Source organism: Curtobacterium sp. NPDC090217 (genome assembly GCF_044746705.1).
Classification (GTDB): domain Bacteria; phylum Actinomycetota; class Actinomycetes; order Actinomycetales; family Microbacteriaceae; genus Curtobacterium.
Map to the genome: position 1 here is coordinate 712,315 of NZ_JBIVCR010000001.1, position 16,387 is coordinate 728,701.

At 70.7% G+C, this 16,387-nt stretch carries 11 protein-coding genes; 9 read left to right on the forward strand and 2 right to left on the reverse strand.

All coding sequences use genetic code 11. From position 1 onward, the window contains the following. The first annotated feature begins 120 nt into the window (after positions 1 to 120). From ACIPJ2_RS03630 to ACIPJ2_RS03655, 6 genes are all read left to right on the forward strand, one after another. The gene (locus ACIPJ2_RS03630) at positions 121 to 1,572 is read left to right on the forward strand and encodes a gamma-aminobutyraldehyde dehydrogenase (protein WP_402727598.1); all 1,452 of its coding nucleotides are present in this window, start codon (positions 121 to 123) and stop codon (positions 1,570 to 1,572) included. A 36-nt stretch (positions 1,573 to 1,608) separates the two neighbouring features. Beyond that, a complete protein-coding gene (locus ACIPJ2_RS03635; protein WP_402727599.1) occupies positions 1,609 to 2,796 on the forward strand; it encodes an ABC transporter ATP-binding protein in 1,188 nt (395 codons plus the stop codon). Beyond that, positions 2,793 to 4,001 carry a spermidine/putrescine ABC transporter substrate-binding protein gene (locus ACIPJ2_RS03640; RefSeq protein ID WP_402727600.1) on the forward strand — a complete coding sequence of 403 codons (1,209 nt, stop codon included), beginning with the start codon at positions 2,793 to 2,795 and terminating at the stop codon, positions 3,999 to 4,001. The genes ACIPJ2_RS03635 and ACIPJ2_RS03640 overlap by 4 nt, the downstream gene beginning before the upstream one ends. Continuing rightward, a complete protein-coding gene (locus ACIPJ2_RS03645; protein WP_402727601.1) occupies positions 3,998 to 4,918 on the forward strand; it encodes an ABC transporter permease in 921 nt (306 codons plus the stop codon). Before ACIPJ2_RS03640 ends, ACIPJ2_RS03645 begins: the two co-directional genes overlap by 4 nt. After that, entirely contained in the window at positions 4,915 to 5,736 is an 822-nt protein-coding gene (locus ACIPJ2_RS03650) for an ABC transporter permease (RefSeq protein WP_402727602.1), read from the forward strand. The genes ACIPJ2_RS03645 and ACIPJ2_RS03650 overlap by 4 nt, the downstream gene beginning before the upstream one ends. Before the next feature lie 457 nt (positions 5,737 to 6,193). Continuing rightward, positions 6,194 to 7,057: an NUDIX hydrolase gene (locus ACIPJ2_RS03655; protein ID WP_402727603.1), complete on the forward strand. Its 864-nt coding sequence runs from the start codon at positions 6,194 to 6,196 to the stop codon at positions 7,055 to 7,057. Here the strand turns inward: ACIPJ2_RS03655 and ACIPJ2_RS03660 are convergent. Both ACIPJ2_RS03660 and ACIPJ2_RS03665 read right to left on the reverse strand, forming a co-directional pair. Continuing rightward, positions 7,044 to 8,633 carry a GMC family oxidoreductase gene (locus ACIPJ2_RS03660; RefSeq protein ID WP_402727604.1) on the reverse strand — a complete coding sequence of 530 codons (1,590 nt, stop codon included), beginning with the start codon at positions 8,631 to 8,633 and terminating at the stop codon, positions 7,044 to 7,046. The two genes, ACIPJ2_RS03655 and ACIPJ2_RS03660, sit on opposite strands and share 14 nt — an antisense overlap. Further along, positions 8,630 to 9,979, reverse strand: coding sequence for an alpha/beta fold hydrolase (locus ACIPJ2_RS03665; protein WP_402727605.1), 1,350 nt, complete (start codon positions 9,977 to 9,979; stop codon positions 8,630 to 8,632). The genes ACIPJ2_RS03660 and ACIPJ2_RS03665 overlap by 4 nt, the downstream gene beginning before the upstream one ends. An 86-nt stretch (positions 9,980 to 10,065) precedes the next feature. On the opposite strand from ACIPJ2_RS03665, the gene ACIPJ2_RS03670 reads away from it, so the two are divergent. The 3 genes from ACIPJ2_RS03670 to ACIPJ2_RS03680 are packed head-to-tail and all read left to right on the forward strand — an operon-like array spanning position 10,066 to position 16,336. Next, positions 10,066 to 12,618: a glutamate--cysteine ligase gene (locus ACIPJ2_RS03670; RefSeq protein ID WP_402727606.1), complete on the forward strand. Its 2,553-nt coding sequence runs from the start codon at positions 10,066 to 10,068 to the stop codon at positions 12,616 to 12,618. After that, the gene (locus tag ACIPJ2_RS03675; protein WP_402727607.1) at positions 12,618 to 14,402 is read left to right on the forward strand and encodes an N-acetylglutaminylglutamine amidotransferase; all 1,785 of its coding nucleotides are present in this window, start codon (positions 12,618 to 12,620) and stop codon (positions 14,400 to 14,402) included. Before ACIPJ2_RS03670 ends, ACIPJ2_RS03675 begins: the two co-directional genes overlap by 1 nt. Further along, on the forward strand, positions 14,399 to 16,336 hold the full coding sequence (locus ACIPJ2_RS03680) for a prolyl oligopeptidase family serine peptidase (protein ID WP_281266355.1): 1,938 nt from the start codon (positions 14,399 to 14,401) through the stop codon (positions 16,334 to 16,336). Before ACIPJ2_RS03675 ends, ACIPJ2_RS03680 begins: the two co-directional genes overlap by 4 nt. Positions 16,337 to 16,387: the final 51 nt, after the last annotated feature.

Genomic DNA, 16,387 nt, shown 5'->3' on the forward strand with positions numbered 1-16,387 from the left:
ACAGCATGGCAGTGGATTCCGGAGGAAAGCAAGGGATTCCGTTGTGAACACCGTGTTTCGCGACGATTTCCGTTGTTACAAGTCTTCCGAACGAGCGGTTTCCGTGCCAGTATCGCCGCCATGCTGGACAGCACGAAGACGGCGTCGGACACGGCGACCCGTGACCTCCGGAACTTCGTCGGGGGCGAGTGGACCCCGTCCAGGACGAACACGTCGTTCGGCCTGGTGGACCCGACGACCGAGGCCGAGTACGGCATCTCGCCGATCTCCACCGCCGCTGACGTCGACGCCGCCTTCGCCGCGGCGAGCACCGCGTTCGACACCTGGCGCCGCACGACCCCGGGGGAACGGCAGCTCGCACTCTTCCGGATCGCCGACGCGGTGGAGGCCCGCGCGGAGGAGTTCGCGGACCTCGAGTCGCGGGACACCGGGAAGCCCCGCGCCACCCTGGTCGAGGACGAGATCATGCTCTCCGTCGACCAGATCCGCTTCTTCGCCGGCGCCGCCAGGAACCTCGAGGGCCGGAGCGCCGGCGAGTACCTCGCCGACCACACGTCCTTCGTCCGGCGCGAGCCCATCGGCGTCGTGGCCCAGGTCACCCCGTGGAACTACCCGCTCAACATGGCGGTGTGGAAGATCGCCCCAGCGCTCGCCGCCGGCAACACCACCGTCCTGAAGCCGAGCGACACGACACCGCTCTCCACGCTGCTGCTCGCCGAGGTCGCCGCGGAGTTCCTGCCACCGGGGGTCCTCAACGTCGTGCTGGGCGACCACTCCACCGGCGCCGCGATGATCGACCACCCGACCCCGCAGCTCGTCTCCATCACCGGGTCGGTCCGCGCGGGCATGGCGGTCGCCCGAGCTGCGGCCGGTGACCTCAAGCGCACGCACCTCGAACTCGGCGGCAAGGCACCCGTGATCGTGTTCGACGACGCCGACATCCCCTCCGCGGTCGCCGGCATCGTCGCCGCCGGGTTCTTCAACGCCGGACAGGACTGCACCGCTGCCACCCGGCTCCTGGTACAGGAGGGCATCCACGACGAGTTCGTGGCGGCGCTCGCCGCGGAAGCCCGGACGAACGCGAGGACCGGCACGGACGGGTACTTCGGGCCGGTCAACAACGTGAACCAGCTCACGCAGGTGCAGGACTTCCTCGACACGCTCCCCGACCACGCGACGATCGAGGTCGGCGGCCACCGTGTCGGCGACGTCGGGTACTTCCACGAGGCGACGATCGTCTCCGGGCTGCGGCAGGACGACCGCATCGTCCAGCAGGAGGTGTTCGGCCCCGTGCAGACCGTCCAGCGCTTCCGCACCGAGGCCGACGCGCTGCGTGCCGCGAACGACGTCGAGTACGGCCTGGCGAGCTCGGTGTGGACGACCGACCACGCCAGGGCGATGCGCTTCGCCCGCGACCTCGACTTCGGGTGCGTGTGGATCAACACGCACATCCCGATCGTCGCCGAGATGCCGCACGGCGGCTTCAAGCACTCCGGCTACGGCAAGGACCTGTCCCAGTACGGGTTCGACGACTACACCCGCATCAAGCACGTCATGTCCTACATCGGCTGAACCCGACTCCCGGGCCCGCGAACACCAGGAGGCACCATGGCAACGACCGGCACCTTCGCCGAATCCGGAGCAGATCTCCGGCTCGAGCAGATCACGAAGTCCTTCCCGGGACACACCGCGGTCGACGCCCTCGACCTCACCGTGCCCGCCGGGTCGTTCTTCGCGTTGCTCGGGCCGTCCGGCTGCGGGAAGACGACCACGCTGCGACTCGTCGCCGGCCTCGAGGAACCGACGAGCGGCAGCATCCTGCTCGGCGGGAATGACGTCACCGACACGAAGCCGTACCAGCGGCCGGTCAACACGGTCTTCCAGAACTACGCGCTGTTCCCGCACATGAGCGTGCTCGACAACGTCGCGTTCGGCTTGAAGCGCCGGCGCATCCCCGACCCGATGACGAAGGCGCGGGAGGCACTGCACCTCGTCGAGCTCGACTCGTCCGCATCGAAGCGACCAGCACAGCTCTCCGGCGGCATGCAGCAGCGCGTCGCCCTGGCCCGCGCGATCGTGAACCGGCCCGCGCTCCTGCTCCTCGACGAACCGCTCGGCGCCCTCGACCTGAAGCTCCGGCACCAGATGCAGCTCGAGCTCAAGACGATCCAGGCCGAGGTCGGGCTCACCTTCCTGCACGTCACGCACGACCAGGAAGAGGCGATGACGATGGCCGACACCGTCGCCGTCATGAACGGTGGCCGGATCGAGCAGATGGGCAGCCCCCAGGACCTCTACGAACTGCCCCGCACCGCCTTCGTCGCGAACTTCCTCGGCCAGTCGAACCTGCTCGAGGGCGAGGTCCGCGGCACCGAGGGCGAGCTGCTCGTGGTCGCCACGGCGGCGGGCACCATCGCGGTCCCGACGGCGCGTGCGGTCGCGACCAGCGGTCGCGTGGTCGTCGGCGTCCGTCCCGAGAAGCTCAAGATCCGCACCGCAGAGCCGTCGCACGAGGCGGGACGCAACATCCTCGGACCCGGCCGTGTCGTCGACGTCTCGTTCTCCGGCGTCAGCACGCAGTACCTCGTCGACGTCCCCGGCGCCGGCCGCGTCTCCGTCTTCGCGCAGAACACGAAGGGCGGCCCCCGCATCGCCACGGGGACCGAGGTCTGGCTCACCTGGGGCGTCGACCACGGCTTCGGACTGGAGGCTCCCATCGCGTCCGACGCGAGCGTCACCACCCAGCCCGCACCGGGCCTCCAGGCCGAGACCGCCACCGCAGGTGCGGTCGCGTGAACGCCGGACCGGACCTGGTGCGCGGACTGACGTCCGCGCGGGTCAGCCGGCGCGGCTTCCTGGCAGGCGGCGGTGCCGCGGCAGTGGCCGCCCTGCTCGCGGGCTGCAGCATCAAGGGCTCTGCGGCGTCGACGGGACCAGCGGTGGACTGGACGGCCTTCTGGAAGGACGCGAAGGCGACCAAGGAACTCAACTTCGCGAACTGGCCGCTCTACATCGACTCCGACCACGGCAAGTCCGAGTCCCTCGCGCTCTTCAAGGAGGAGACGGGGATCGCGGTCGACTACCAGGCGGTGATCCAGGACAACGCGACGTTCTACGCGACGGTCTCGCCGATCCTCCGGGCGCAGGGGGCCACCGGCTACGACATCGTCGTCATGACGAACGGGTACGAGCTCACCGAGATGATCAAGAACGGCTTCGTGTGCGAGCTCGACCACACGCGGTTGCCGAACTTCGCCGCCAACGCCTCTGCGTCCGTCAAGAACCCGAACTACGACCCGGGCAACAAGCACTCCGTCGTCTGGCAGACCGGGTTCACGGGGCTCGCGTACAACCCGAAGTACACCGGGCGGAAGATCACGTCGTTCCAGGACCTGAAGGACCCGGCCTTCAAGGGTCGCATCGGGCTGATGAGCGACAACACCGAGCTCGGCTCCCTGGCGCTGCTCGCGCTCGGCATCGCCCCGGAGACATCGACCCCGGCCGACTGGCGCAAGGCCCAGGCATGGCTCCGCGAGCTCCGGCCGAGCGTGACCGGGTTCTACGACCAGAGCTACATCAACCGGCTCGAGAACGGTGACACCTGGATCACCCAGGCGTGGTCGGGCGACGTGTTCCAGGCGCAGCAGTCCGGGTTCCCCGACCTGGAGTTCGTCACGCCGGAGGAGGGGCAGATGACCTGGCACGACAACATGCTCATCCCGAAGCAGGCGGCGAACCCGGTGTCGGCGCTCGCGTGGATGGACTTCTACTACACGCCGAAGATCGCGGGGATCGTCGAGGACTACGTCAACTACGTGTGCCCGGTGCCCGCGGCCGAGGACTACGTCAGGGACGAGCTCGACGACAAGACGGTGGCGGACAGCCCGCTGGTGTTCCCGTCCGCTGCCGTGTTGGACGCGTCGCACGAGTTCCGGGTGTTCGAGAACTACGACGAGTACTCGGAGTGGAACGGCATCTTCAACGCGGTGGTGCAGTCGTGACGGCGCTCGGGGTCGCGCCCGGGATCGGTCTCGACCCGGCGCCGGTCCGTCGCGGTCGTCGTCGCAGCACGCCGTTCCTGCTCGCGCTGGTCGGGACCGCGTACCTCTGCGTGTTCTTCGTCATCCCGCTCGTGTCCGGGCTCATCGTCTCGCTCATGTCGGGCAACCCGGACGACGGGTACACGTTCACCTGGAACTTCGGGATCTACTCGTCCCTGTTCGTCGACCCGCAGGTGCCGTACCTGACGTTCCTGCTCCGATCGCTCTGGTACGGCTTCGCCGCGACCCTCGTGACCATCATCGTCGGGTACCCCGTGGCGTACTTCATCGCGTTCCGGGTGTCACCGCGGTGGAAGAACCCGCTCCTGATGCTCGTCTTCGTGAGCTTCCTGGTGTCGTTCATCATCCGCACCGACATGTGGGCGTTCGTGCTCGCGTCCCAGGGGCCCGTCGTCACGTTCCTGCAGGGGATCGGGGTCGCCGGCAAGGACTTCCACATCCTCGGCACCGGCGGGGCGGTGATCTTCGGCGACGCGTACAACGACCTCGCCTTCATGGTGCTGCCGATCTACGCGGCGCTCGAGCGCATCGACCCGAGACTCGGTGAAGCCGCGCACGATCTGTACGCGGGGAGGTTCCGGGCCTTCTGGCACACCACGCTGCCCCTGTCCCGTGCCGGCATCTTCGCCGGGGTCCTGCTCGTGTTCATCGACTGCGTGGGGGACCCGGTGAACTCGGCGCTCCTCGGCGGCACGAACACGTACACGATCGGGCAGGCCATCCAGGACGCCTACTCCGGCAACCAGCAGTACAACGTCGCCGCCGCGCTGTCGACCGTGCTCATGGTCGTGCTCGGCATCATCCTGTTCATCTACGCCCGGGTCTCCGGCACCGACGACCTCGAGGACCTCGTATGACCGCCGTCGCACCGCGCCGTCACGGCGTGAACCGTCGTGGGCCCTGGCTCGCCATCGTCTACTGGGTGGTCATCGCGATCACCCTCGTGCCGATCGTCTACATGATCGCGTACTCGTTCAACGACGCCCCCACCAACCGGCTGACCTTCGCGTGGAACGGCTTCACCACGTACTGGTACGCCAACCTCGTGAACGTCTCCGGGCTCGGGTCCGCGTTCGTCACGTCGGTCGTCATCGCGTTCCTCGCGGCGATCGTCTCGGTCGCGATCGGGCTCCCGCTCGCCCTGGCGCTCGAGCGCTACAAGTTCTTCGGGCGCGGGGCCGTCAACGCCGTCGTGTTCGCGGACATCGCGGCGCCGTCGATCGTCGTCGGGTCCGCGTCGCTGTCGTTCTTCCTGTCGATCGGGCTCGGTACCGGGTTCCTCACGGTGCTGCTCACCCACGTGGCGTTCGACGTCGCGTACGTCGTCGTCGTCCTCCGGGGGCGGATCGCCGGGACGTCGCGCGCGCTCGAGGAGGCCGCCGGCGACCTCGGCGCGACGCCGTTCCAGGCGTTCCGGCTCGTCACGCTGCCGTTGCTCGCGCCGGGGATGCTCGCCGCCGGGCTGCTGGCGCTGGCGATGTCGATCGACGACTACGTCATCACGTCGTTCGTCGCGGGACCCGCTGTCACCTTCCCGCTGTTCGTGTACGGCGCCGCGAAGGCCGGGATGCCGCCGCAGGTGCTCTGTTTCGGGACGCTGGTGTTCGCGGTGGGGCTGCTCGTCGCGTTGCTCAACGGGGCGCTCAACCGTCGCTTGTCACGCACGCGCGGCTGACCCCACGCCGGAACGTGCCGCACCGATCGCGACCGGTGCGGCACGTCCTTGTCTCAGTCCTTCCGGACCAGGTCGACCAGGAGCCTGGCGAGGTTCACGAGCAAGCCCGCGACCCCCAACCAGAACACCCGACGCCCGGGCTTGGGATCGGTGTCGTTCGACATCGAGGCCACCTCCGGTGTCAGCGCCGGCGGACACGAGGAGCGGGGACCGGGACGGGCGTGCAATCGGGCCGGGGCTCGATTACACTGGACCCGAGCGTTCAGACTCGGGAACGGGTTGTGCCCGTCCTCGGCTTTCCACTCGGAGAGCAACCCGAAGCCCATCACCGTTGCCGCGGTGGTGGGCTTCACGCTTGCCCCAGGACCACGACCCGGCGGAGTCGAGATCCACACGGACAGCCTACGTGGAATGTCACCGGACACCAGGGGCCTCCACGATCTCGTACGCTCGATCGATGGACGCCATCGAGGTCGACGAGCGCGACAGCACCTGGGAAGACCACCATCCGCATTTCCGGGTGTACGTCCAGGAGCGATCGGGCGACTCGTACTCGACGGAGACGGTCGACCTGTTCGATGCAGACGTCCTGCAAGCGATCGACTGGGCGCAACGAGCGGTCGCGTCGCGCACCGACGCAGTCTGGGCGCTCGCGCTGGTCGGCAGGGACAGCCGTGCACTCCGCGGGCTCACGTGGCTCGTCGGCATGGACGCGAACGACCCGCCGTCGGACGAGCACGAGATCGACCTGCGCCTGCGGATGGCCACCAGGGCGACCAGGCCCGTCGGCGTCCCGTCTCGCGACCAGTGGGAACCGGACCGGTCGGCCGCTGCGGTCGTGCACGCGAACCCGTGGTTCACCGTCACGGAGACGATCGACGACACGGACCGGAGCTGGTTCCGGCTCCGGTCGTCGGACAGCGTCATCGTCGCAGCCTCGATCGGCGAGCGACTCGTCTTCGTGCACGGTGTCCGAGACACGACCGGACCAGAGCCGCGTTACGAGCTGCCGTCCGGCGCGATCGACCCGGACGACGACTCGGCAGCGGGTGCAGCCGCTCGGGAACTCCTCGAGGAGACCGGTGCCGTCTGCGACGAACTCGTCCAGGTCGGGACGTTCGTGGCCGAACCGGGGGTGTCCGACGTCCGGACGCACGTGTTCGTCGGCAACGTCGCCGAGCACCGCGGTGCCGCACTCGAGCCCGGTGAGGACTGGACCACCGTCGAGCTCGGCCCCGACGAGGTCGACGCCGCGATCGCCGCCGGGACGATCACGGACGGTGCGACGCTCGCGGCGCTGCTGTTCGTCAGGCGGCGGTGACCAGGGCCTCCGAACGGTCGGCGTCCGCGTCGTCGCGCAGGATCCGGTCGGCGGTGCGGAGGGACAGCGCCATGATCGTCAGCGCCGGGTTCGCGATGAGGGAGCTCGGGAAGACCGAGTTGTCGACGATCCACATGTTCGGCACGTCCCACGAGCGGCCGGCAGCGTCCACGACCGAGCTGGCAGCGTCGGTGCCCATCCGGGCGGTCCCGACGGTGTGTGCGGTGCGGTCGAGCACCCGGACGTCGCGGCCGCCAGCAGCCTCGACGATCGACGTCATCGTCCGGACTGCGTGCCGGGTGATCGCCTCCTCGTTCGCACCGGGGGAGAACGTCACACGGGCCTTCGGCACCCCGTTCGCGTCGACCTCGTCGGACAGCACGAGGCGGTTGTCGTCGTACGGCAGGCACTCGGCGTTGATGCCGACGCCGGCCATCTTCGGGTAGTCCCGCAGCGCCTGGACGAGCGCAGCGCCCCGCAGCCCACCGCCACGGACCAGCGAGGTGGCGAGGGTGAGCGGCTGCGCGCCGAGGCTCTGGATGAGGTAGCCCCCGGCGAAGTCGGCGTCACCCGGTCGGATGAAGTCCTCGGTGATGATCGACGACGGGTACCCGCGGTAGGAGCGCATCGACTCGTCGAACGTCGCCCAGACCTGGGTGGCCCCGTGCGCGGTGAAGTTCCGGCCGACCTGGCCGCTGCTGTTCGCCAGCCCGGTGTGCAGCAGCAGTCGCGGGGTCTCGATGCCGCCGGCGGCGAGCACGAGCGATCGGGTCCGCTGCCGGTGGTCGCGGCCACCCTGTCGGTACACGACGGCCTCGACCTCGCCGCGGGCGTCGAGCTCGATGCCGTGCACGAACGAATCGGCGCGGATCTCGGCACCGAAGGCGACCGCGGCGGGCAGGTACGTGGTGTCCATCGACACCTTCGCGCCGTTCCGGCAGCCCTGGTGACAGGAACCGCAGGCGACGCACGCGTGCCGGAGGCCGTGGTGCTCCTGCATCCGGTCCTCGGTCGTCAGGCCGACGGGCGCGTCCGTCGCGGTGATCCCGACGGCAGCGGCACCGCGCATCATCATGTCCGAGGACGCGTTGCGCGCCGGCGGTCCCATCCGGTAGCGACGGGCCGGGTCCCACGGGTAGTGCGCCGGGCCAGCGACGCCGACGTCGTGCTCGGCCTGCTCGATCCAGCGCACGAGCTCGGCGTGCTCGATCGGCCAGTCCTCGCCCTCGCCGGAGTCGGTGCGGAGCCGGATGTCGTGCTCGTTCGGGCGCGGGGTGAACGCTCCCCAGTGCAGCGTCGATCCGCCGACGCCCGTCCCGCTGTTGTTCGGGCCGAACGCGGTCGGGGCGTCCCCGCCGCTGATGCGCTCGTCCATCCAGTTGATGTCACCGGGGGCCTCGACCTCGTCCGGTGTGAACCGTTCCGGGTCGGTGTTCGGGCCCGCTTCGAGCGCGACGACGCGGAGGCCCTTCCGCGCGAGGGTGGCGAGGAGCGGTGCGCCGCCTGCCCCGGTGCCGACGACGACCGCGTCGACGACCTCGTCCTCGTCGTACCGGCGCTGGTGGTCGAGTCTCATCGTGCTGCTCCCGTCGGTTCCCACGCTTCGCGCTGCCCGGCGGCGAGCAGCTGGAAGCCCTGTTTGCGGACGCCGTCGCCACCGTTGGCGAAGCCGTCGTAGTCGATCTCGGCCATCGTCGCCGGGTGTGCGGCCCACTGCTTGACGAGGTCCACCGCGGCGTCCTCGGCCCATGCCTTGAGCTGCTCTGCGTCGAAGGGTCCGACCGCGGGGGTGTGTTCTCCCGCGGTCACCGCGTCGAGCACCGCGGCGAGGTGCTCGTCGCCTCGTGCGGCCTCCGGAGCGAGCGCGTCGAGTCCGGCCCGGTAGGCATCGACGTCGGCCGGCAAGCCGTCGGGCCGCCACCCGTCGCCGAGCCCCGCGGAGAGTTGCGCGTCGACCCGTAGCGCGAGGTCGATCGTCGTGGCGCCGGGCTGCGGGACGACGATCCTGGCCACCGCGCGGAGCGTGTCGAGCTGGTCGACGCTGAGCGACGCGGGGGTCGCTGCGGAGTCGTCGGGCAGGGCGCGCACGGCCAGGATGCCCCGGGTCCGCGCGCTGACCCGCGGCGAGGCGATCACCCGGACGGTCGCCGGCGGGACGACCGGTCCGCCGGCGATCCGGCGCTCCCAGAAGTCCCTGATGCGCTCGGCCACCGCGTCGGGCTGCTCCCACGGCAGCAGGTGTGCGGCGCCCGGGACCACGTCGAGTTCGCCGGTGGTCCAGTGCGGCAGGTTCAGCGTGCGCTGCGCGTCCTCGCCGAGGTCACCGTCGGCGGCACCGGCCAGGATCAGCGCGGGCACCGGGTTCGGCGGGAAGGTGGTCGACCAGTCCTCGCGGCTGCCGCGGACCAGCCAGTCCGTCCAGGCGCGTGGATCGGCCCGCTGCACGTCGTGGACGGCCATCGCGTGCGGTTCCGGGGGGAGGGGGGCGTCGACGTTCGCCGACACGAAGGTCTCGGCGTCGCTCGGACCGATCGGGCCGTCGGAAGCCCAGCCGAGCATCGTCGCGCGACGCTCCTCGTCCATGGGCTCCTGGGACAGGGGCGAGGCGGCGAGCAGCACGACCGCGCGGAGCCCGAAGAGCCCGTTGGACCCGTCGATCGTGCGGGAGGCGGCGACCGAGGCGACCTTGCCGCCCATCGAGTGCCCGATGAGGACCCAATCGGTGGCGCCGCTCTGCCCGATGACCCGCTCGACCTGTTCGACCATCTCCTCGACGGTCGTGCCCGTCGCCGCGGAGGAGCGGCCGAAGCCGGGCAGGTCGATGCCGACGAGGTCGAGGGTGCCCGCCAGGCGGGTGCGGAGCGTGGCGAACTCCTCGGAACTGGACCCGAGGGCGTGCAAGCAGAACGCGGTTGCCGTCATCCTTCGTTTCTACGGCCCACGGTGACCGTGTTCCCAGACGGGTGTACCCCCGGGCGTTCGACAGGCGTCACGGGTAGGTTCGGTGAATGAGTGCAGAGCTGACGCTCGGCGCCGAGGAAGAGCTGCACCTCATCGACCTCGAGTCCGGCCGACTTTCCGCGAAGGCCCCGCGCCTTCTGCCCAAACTCCCAGCAGACCGCTTCGGCGCAGAACTCCAGCGCACGACGATCGAGACGAACACCCCGGTGGTGACGACGCTCGACGACCTCCGGCGGGTGATCGTCGACCTCCGGCAGGAGCTGACGGGAGCGATCGCGCCGGCGGGTGTCACCATCGCCGCCGCCGGCACGGCTCCCAGGTCGGAGTACGCCGACTTCGAACTGACCTCCGGTGGCCGCTACGGCCGCATGCAGGAGCAGTACCGGATGCTCGTCGACGAACAGCTCATCTGCGGCCTGCAGGTGCACGTCGGCGTGAGCGACCGCGACCTGGCGGTGCAGATCGCCCAGCGCGTCGCACCGACGCTCCCGGTCCTGCTGGCGCTGAGTGCGTCGAGTCCGTTCTGGAACGGCCAGGACACCGGGTACGCGTCGTTCCGGAGCATCATCTGGCAGCGCTGGCCGTCCGCCGGCAGCTTCGGCCGGGTCGAGAGCGCTGCCGAGTACGACAAGGTGCTCGAGGACCTCATCGCGTCTGGCGTGATCGCCGACAAGAAGATGGCGTACTTCGACGTCCGTCCGTCCTCGCACGCACCGACGCTCGAACTGCGGGTCTGCGACGCGACACCCGTGGTCGACGACGCGGTGCTCATCGCCGGGCTGTTCCGCGCAGCGGTCCGCAAGGCCGAGATCGCGGTCGAGTCCGGCGCCGAGTGGCATCCCAGGAGCGAACCGCTGCACCGCGCGGCGATGTGGCAGGCCGCACGCAGCGGACTGAGCGGCGACCTGCTGGGGCTCGGGCAACACCCGGAGCGGCTGCCGGCCGAGATCGCGGTGCGTCAGCTCGTCTCGCGGCTCCGCCCCGAACTCGAGGAGCTCGGCGACTGGGGGACCGTGAGCGCCCTGCTCGAGGACACCCTCGCGCGTGGCAACTCCACCGACCGGCAGCGGACCGCGTACGCCGAGCGGGGTTCGCTCGACGACGTCGTGGCGCTCGTGGTCGAGGACACCGCTGGCACCCCGTCTGGTCGGGACGACCACCCCGTCGTCGCGATCCCGTCGTACCGGGTCCGTGCCGGCGACGAGGCGGTCGGACCTGGTGCACGCCCCCGTCCCGCGTTCCGCGACCTGGCCGCGTTCTTCCGTGGCTGGGACGCCGAGACGACCATCGACCGGTGCACCGCCCGCGACGCCTGGACCCGGGAACACGAGGTCGGCTTCGTGGTCGCAGGCTCCGTGCAGGACTTCGGCTGCGACCTCGTCCCGCGGACCGTCAGCGCCTACGAGTGGGACCAGCTCGCGAAGGGCCTCGGGCAGCGTGCCCGCGCGATCGAGCTCTTCCTCCGTGACGCGTACGGCGACCGGCGGATCGTCACGGACGGCGCGATGGACGAGCGCGACTTCGTCGGCCGCAACGGGTGGGACCCCGACGCCATGCGCCTGCCGAGGGACGCCGTCCGTGCGCCGGTGCTGGGCTTCGACCTCGTGCGGAACGAGTTCGGCGGGTGGCGCGTGCTCGAGGACAACGTCCGCTCGCCCTCCGGCGTGGCGTACGGCATCGCGTTGCGCGAACTCATGGACGAGGTCGTCCCCGACGCGCCCCGGCCGGAACACCTGCGGGATCCGCACGGCGTCATGGACCGGATCGCCCACACGCTCCGCACCAACGCGACGGCCGTCACCGGTGAACGCGAGCCGGTGCTGGCGCTGATCAGCGACGGCCCCGCCGCCGGCGCCTGGTACGAACACCGCAGGCTGTCCGACGGAGCCGGGATGCGCCTCCTGACCGAGTCGGACCTGGACGTCCGCGACGGACACGTCGTCGAGGCGGCGACCGGTGACGTCCTGCACGCGCTCTACCTGCGGGTGGACCGCGACGCCAGCGCGCTCCGGAACGACCTGACCCCCGATCTCGGCGCGCGGATCCTCGACGCGGCCGAGGCCGGGCGCGTCTACCTGGCGAACGCGCCGGGCAACGCGCTCGTCGACGACAAGGCGATGTACGTCAACGTGCCCGACCTCATCTGGTACTACCTCGACGAGAAGCCGCTGCTCGAGTCGGTGCCGACCTACCGCACCAGCATCGAAGGCGAGCGGCTGTCGGTGCTCGACCGCGTCGGCGAGCTCGTGACGAAGCCCGTCGACGGCGAGGGCGGCCGCGACGTCCTCATCGGGCCGGCCGCGAGCGCGCCGGAGGTCGCCGAACGCCGACGCGCGATCGCAGCGGATCCCGCGGGGTGGGTCGGGCAAGAGGTCGTCCAGCTCTCGTCGCACCCCACCATCGGACCAGCCGGGCTCGACCCACGGCACGTGGACCTCCGCGCGTTCGTGTACGTGACCGGCACGGGTCCGGACGACACCCACCTGGCGGACGTGGCGCTCACCAGGGTCGCGCCGGAGGGCAGCCTCGTCGTGAACTCGTCGCGGGGTGGCGGCGCCAAGGACACGTGGATCGTCGGCACGGACCGGGAGGACGGCTGATGTGTGGACTCGCTGGAGAGATCCGGTTCGACGGGACGTCCCCCGACGTCGGGGCGGTCGCCCGGATGACCGGTTGCCTGGTGCACCGGGGGCCGGACGGCGACGGACTCTGGGCACGCGGGCCGGTGGCGCTCGGGCACCGTCGTCTGTCGATCGTGGACCTGTCGACCGCCGGCGCGCAGCCGATGGTCGTGACGCGCCTCGGCCTGACGATCGCCTACAACGGGATGGTCTACAACTACCGGGACCTCCGCGAGGAACTGCACGGCAAGGGCCACACGTTCGACTCGACGTCGGACACCGAGGTCATCGTCGCCGCCTACGCCGAGTGGGGCGAGTCGTTCGTCGACCACCTGATCGGGATGTTCGCCATCGCGATCTGGGAGCACGCCAGCGGCCGACTCGTGCTCGCGCGCGACCGGCTCGGGATCAAGCCGCTGTACGTGGCGGAGGTCCCCGGTGGCGTCCGGTTCGCGAGCTCCCTGCCGGCGGTCCTGGCCGGCGGTCAGGTGGACACGTCCATCGATCCCGTCGCCTTCGCGTCGTACATGAGCTTCCACTCGATCGTCCCGGCACCCCGCACGATCCTGTCCGGCGTCGGCAAGCTCCCGCCGGCGACCGTGCGGGTCTACGAACCGTCGGGAGCGTTCCGCGACACGACGTACTGGCAGCCCCGGTTCGAGCGTGACGCCGCCCGTGCCGGTTGGTCGGACGAGGACTGGCAGCAGGCGTTCACCGCGTCGCTCCGCACTGCGGTCGAGCGCCGCATGGTCGCCGACGTCCCGGTCGGGGTGCTGCTCTCCGGCGGCATCGACTCCTCGCTGGTGGTCGCCCTGCTCGCCGAGGCCGGTCAGCAGGACCTCGCCACGTTCAGCATCGGCTTCGAGTCGGCCGGTGGGGAGTCCGGCGACGAGTTCGAGTACTCCGACGAGGTCGCCCGGCACTTCGGCACCGACCACCACCGCATCCGCATCCCCTCGTCACGCCTGCTCGACGGCATCGACGGGGCGATCCAGGCGATGAGCGAGCCGATGGTCAGTCACGACTGCGTCGCGTTCTACCTGCTCTCGCAAGAGGTCTCGCAGCACGTCAAGGTCGTGCAGTCCGGGCAGGGTGCCGACGAGGTCCTCGGCGGCTACAGCTGGTACCCGCCGCTCGCGGACGTCCCTCGGGACCAGGCCGCCGAGGCGTACCGGTCGGTGTTCATGGACCGCCGCTGGCCTGCCCTGCAGGGGTTGCTCGGGGAGCGCTGGCGGAGCGACGACGACACCCCGTCGGCGTTCGTGGACGCTTCGTTCGCGGTGCCGGGAGCCTCGACCAGTGTCGATGCCGCACTCCGCAGCGACACGACGATCATGCTGGTGGACGACCCGGTCAAGCGCGTCGACAACATGACGATGGCGTGGGGGCTCGAGGCGCGTGTGCCGTTCCTCGACCACGAGTTCGTCGAGTTCGCCGGCACGATCCCGCCGGAGCTGAAGCTCGCCGACGGCGGGAAGGGCGTGATGAAGCGTGCGGCGCGCGGCATCGTCCCCGATGCCGTCATCGACCGGACGAAGGGGTACTTCCCGGTGCCGGCGATCCGGCAGCTGAAGGGTCCGTACCTGGAGCGCGTCCGCGAGGCGCTGCACGCCCCTGAGGCCCGGGAACGCGGGCTCTTCGACGCAGGGGAGGTCGAGCGGATGCTCCAGGACCCGAACAGCACGAGGACCGAGATCGGCGCGAACGCGCTCTGGCAGCTCGGCCTGATCGAGATGTGGCTGCAGCACCAGGGGGTGCGGTGAGCCGGCCGGGAGGCTCGGTGCAGGTGGGCGCATCGGCGTCCGTCGCGCAGTCGGCCGAGACCAGGGCCGCGGTCGACCTGGGCGAGCGGCTCACCGCCGCCTGGGGCTCGTGGGGCCCGACGATGACGCGGAACGCGCGCCGGGTGGCCTTCGTCAGTGATCGGCACGGCACCCCCGAGGTCTTCGTGCAGGACGTCGTCGTCGACGGCCCACTGCCCGATCCCGTCCGCATCCGCCTGTCCGGCGACCCGGTCATCCGGGTGACGTGGTCGTCCGACGGGGAGTGGCTCGCCGTGGCCATCGCGACCGACGGCGGCGTGAAGCAGCAGGTCTGGGTGGTCCGACCGGACGGCAGCGACGCCGCGCAGATCGCCGGGTCGCGGTACCAGCACGCCGAGCTCGGGCCGTGGAGCCGCAGTGGGCACCGCGTCGTGATCACCCTGCCGTCGACCGAACCCGAGCAGCCGGCGCGCTCGTACCTCGTCGACCCCGTGTCCGGGGACCGCGACGACCTGGCGGTCGGCGAACTCATCCACATCCTCGACCTGTCGGTGGAGGAACGTCTCGTCGTGCTGCGCGACGGTGCCCGCGGCCACGAGTTCGTCGTGGTCGTCGACCGGCTCACCGACGAGAGCCAGTCGCTCCTCACCGACCCGCCGGACGGCTCCGCCGAGATCGCGTTCCTGCGGCCGTCCCCGGCGAGCGAGACCAGTCCGCTCGTCGCCTACGTCGCGACCGAGGCCGGGCTGCCCCGCCGCGGGCTCGTCGCGCAGCCGGTCGGGCCGCACGGGTGGCGCGGGAAGCCCCGCGGGATCATCGACCGCGACGACGCCGAGCTCGAGTTCCTCGACGCCGACGACGCCGGGCGCACGCTGCTGCTCGGCTGGAACGTCGACGGTCGCAGCGAGCTGGACCTCATCAACACGCACGACGCCTCGCGCACCCCCGTGCCCGACCTTCCCGGGTACGTCGTCACCGACCCGGTGCTCAGCCGGGACGGGCGGAGCGTGATCCTCGCCGTCGAGGGGCCGTCGCGCCCCCGGGAGCTGTGGCGTCTCGACACGAACGCGTTGACCTGGAGCCGCGTCACCGACGTCCCGGCGCTGCCCGACGTGTCGCTGGTGGAGCCGACGCTCGAGCGTTTCACCGCCCGTGACGGACTGGAGCTGACCGGGTGGCTGTACCGGGCGGTGGAGCCGGCCACGTCGACTGCCTTCGCTCCTTCCGGGGCTGCGCACGAGCCTCCCGTCGGTCGTGCAGCGATGCTGCACCTGCACGGCGGGCCGGAGTCGCAGGAGCGGCCGACGTTCTCGCCGCAGCACCAGGCGCTCGCCGCAGCGGGGATCACGGTGTTCGCGCCGAACATCCGCGGGTCCAGCGGGTACGGGCGGGAGTTCGTGCACGCCGACGACCTCGGGTTGCGGTGGAACGCGCTCGCGGACGTCGTGGACTGCGCGCGGTTCCTCGTGACGAACGGGTACGCCGAGCGTGGGCGGGTCGCCGTCGAGGGCCGGTCGTACGGCGGGTACGCCACGATCGCCTCGCTCGCGTTCACGCCGGACGTGTTCGCCGCCGGGGTGATGGTGTGCGGGATGAGCGACTTCGCGACGTTCTACCGGGACACCGAACCGTGGATCGCCTCGGCCGCCGCGACGAAGTACGGGCACCCCGTGGACGACGCTGCGCTGCTCGAGTCGCTGTCGCCGATGCGGGCGATCGACGACGTGACGGCGCCGCTGCTCGTCGTGCACGGGGAGCTCGACACGAACGTGCCGATCGGCGAGGCGCACCAGGTCGTCGATGCCCTGCGTGCGCGGTCGCACGACGTGTCGTACCTGGAGCTCGAGGGTGAGGGGCACGAGTACCGGCGGGCGTCCTCCCGAGCGCTGCTGGTGCGGACGATGGTGGAGTTCCTGGCGTCGCGCTTGGTGTGAGCCGGGCTGGGGTCGGGGGTCGATTCGCGCGTAGGAGGTCGATTCGCGCGT

What these genes read in the sequence shown, in the direction of transcription:
- ACIPJ2_RS03630 (WP_402727598.1), top strand. Translation starts at nt 121, where the DNA reads ATGCTGGACAGCACGAAGACGGCGTCGGACACGGCGACCCGTGACCTC.
- ACIPJ2_RS03635 (WP_402727599.1), top strand. Translation starts at nt 1,609, where the DNA reads ATGGCAACGACCGGCACCTTCGCCGAATCCGGAGCAGATCTCCGGCTC.
- ACIPJ2_RS03650 (WP_402727602.1), top strand. Translation starts at nt 4,915, where the DNA reads ATGACCGCCGTCGCACCGCGCCGTCACGGCGTGAACCGTCGTGGGCCC.
- ACIPJ2_RS03655 (WP_402727603.1), top strand. Translation starts at nt 6,194, where the DNA reads ATGGACGCCATCGAGGTCGACGAGCGCGACAGCACCTGGGAAGACCAC.
- ACIPJ2_RS03660 (WP_402727604.1), bottom strand. Translation starts at nt 8,633, where the DNA reads ATGAGACTCGACCACCAGCGCCGGTACGACGAGGACGAGGTCGTCGAC.
- ACIPJ2_RS03665 (WP_402727605.1), bottom strand. Translation starts at nt 9,979, where the DNA reads ATGACGGCAACCGCGTTCTGCTTGCACGCCCTCGGGTCCAGTTCCGAG.
- ACIPJ2_RS03670 (WP_402727606.1), top strand. Translation starts at nt 10,066, where the DNA reads ATGAGTGCAGAGCTGACGCTCGGCGCCGAGGAAGAGCTGCACCTCATC.
- ACIPJ2_RS03675 (WP_402727607.1), top strand. Translation starts at nt 12,618, where the DNA reads ATGTGTGGACTCGCTGGAGAGATCCGGTTCGACGGGACGTCCCCCGAC.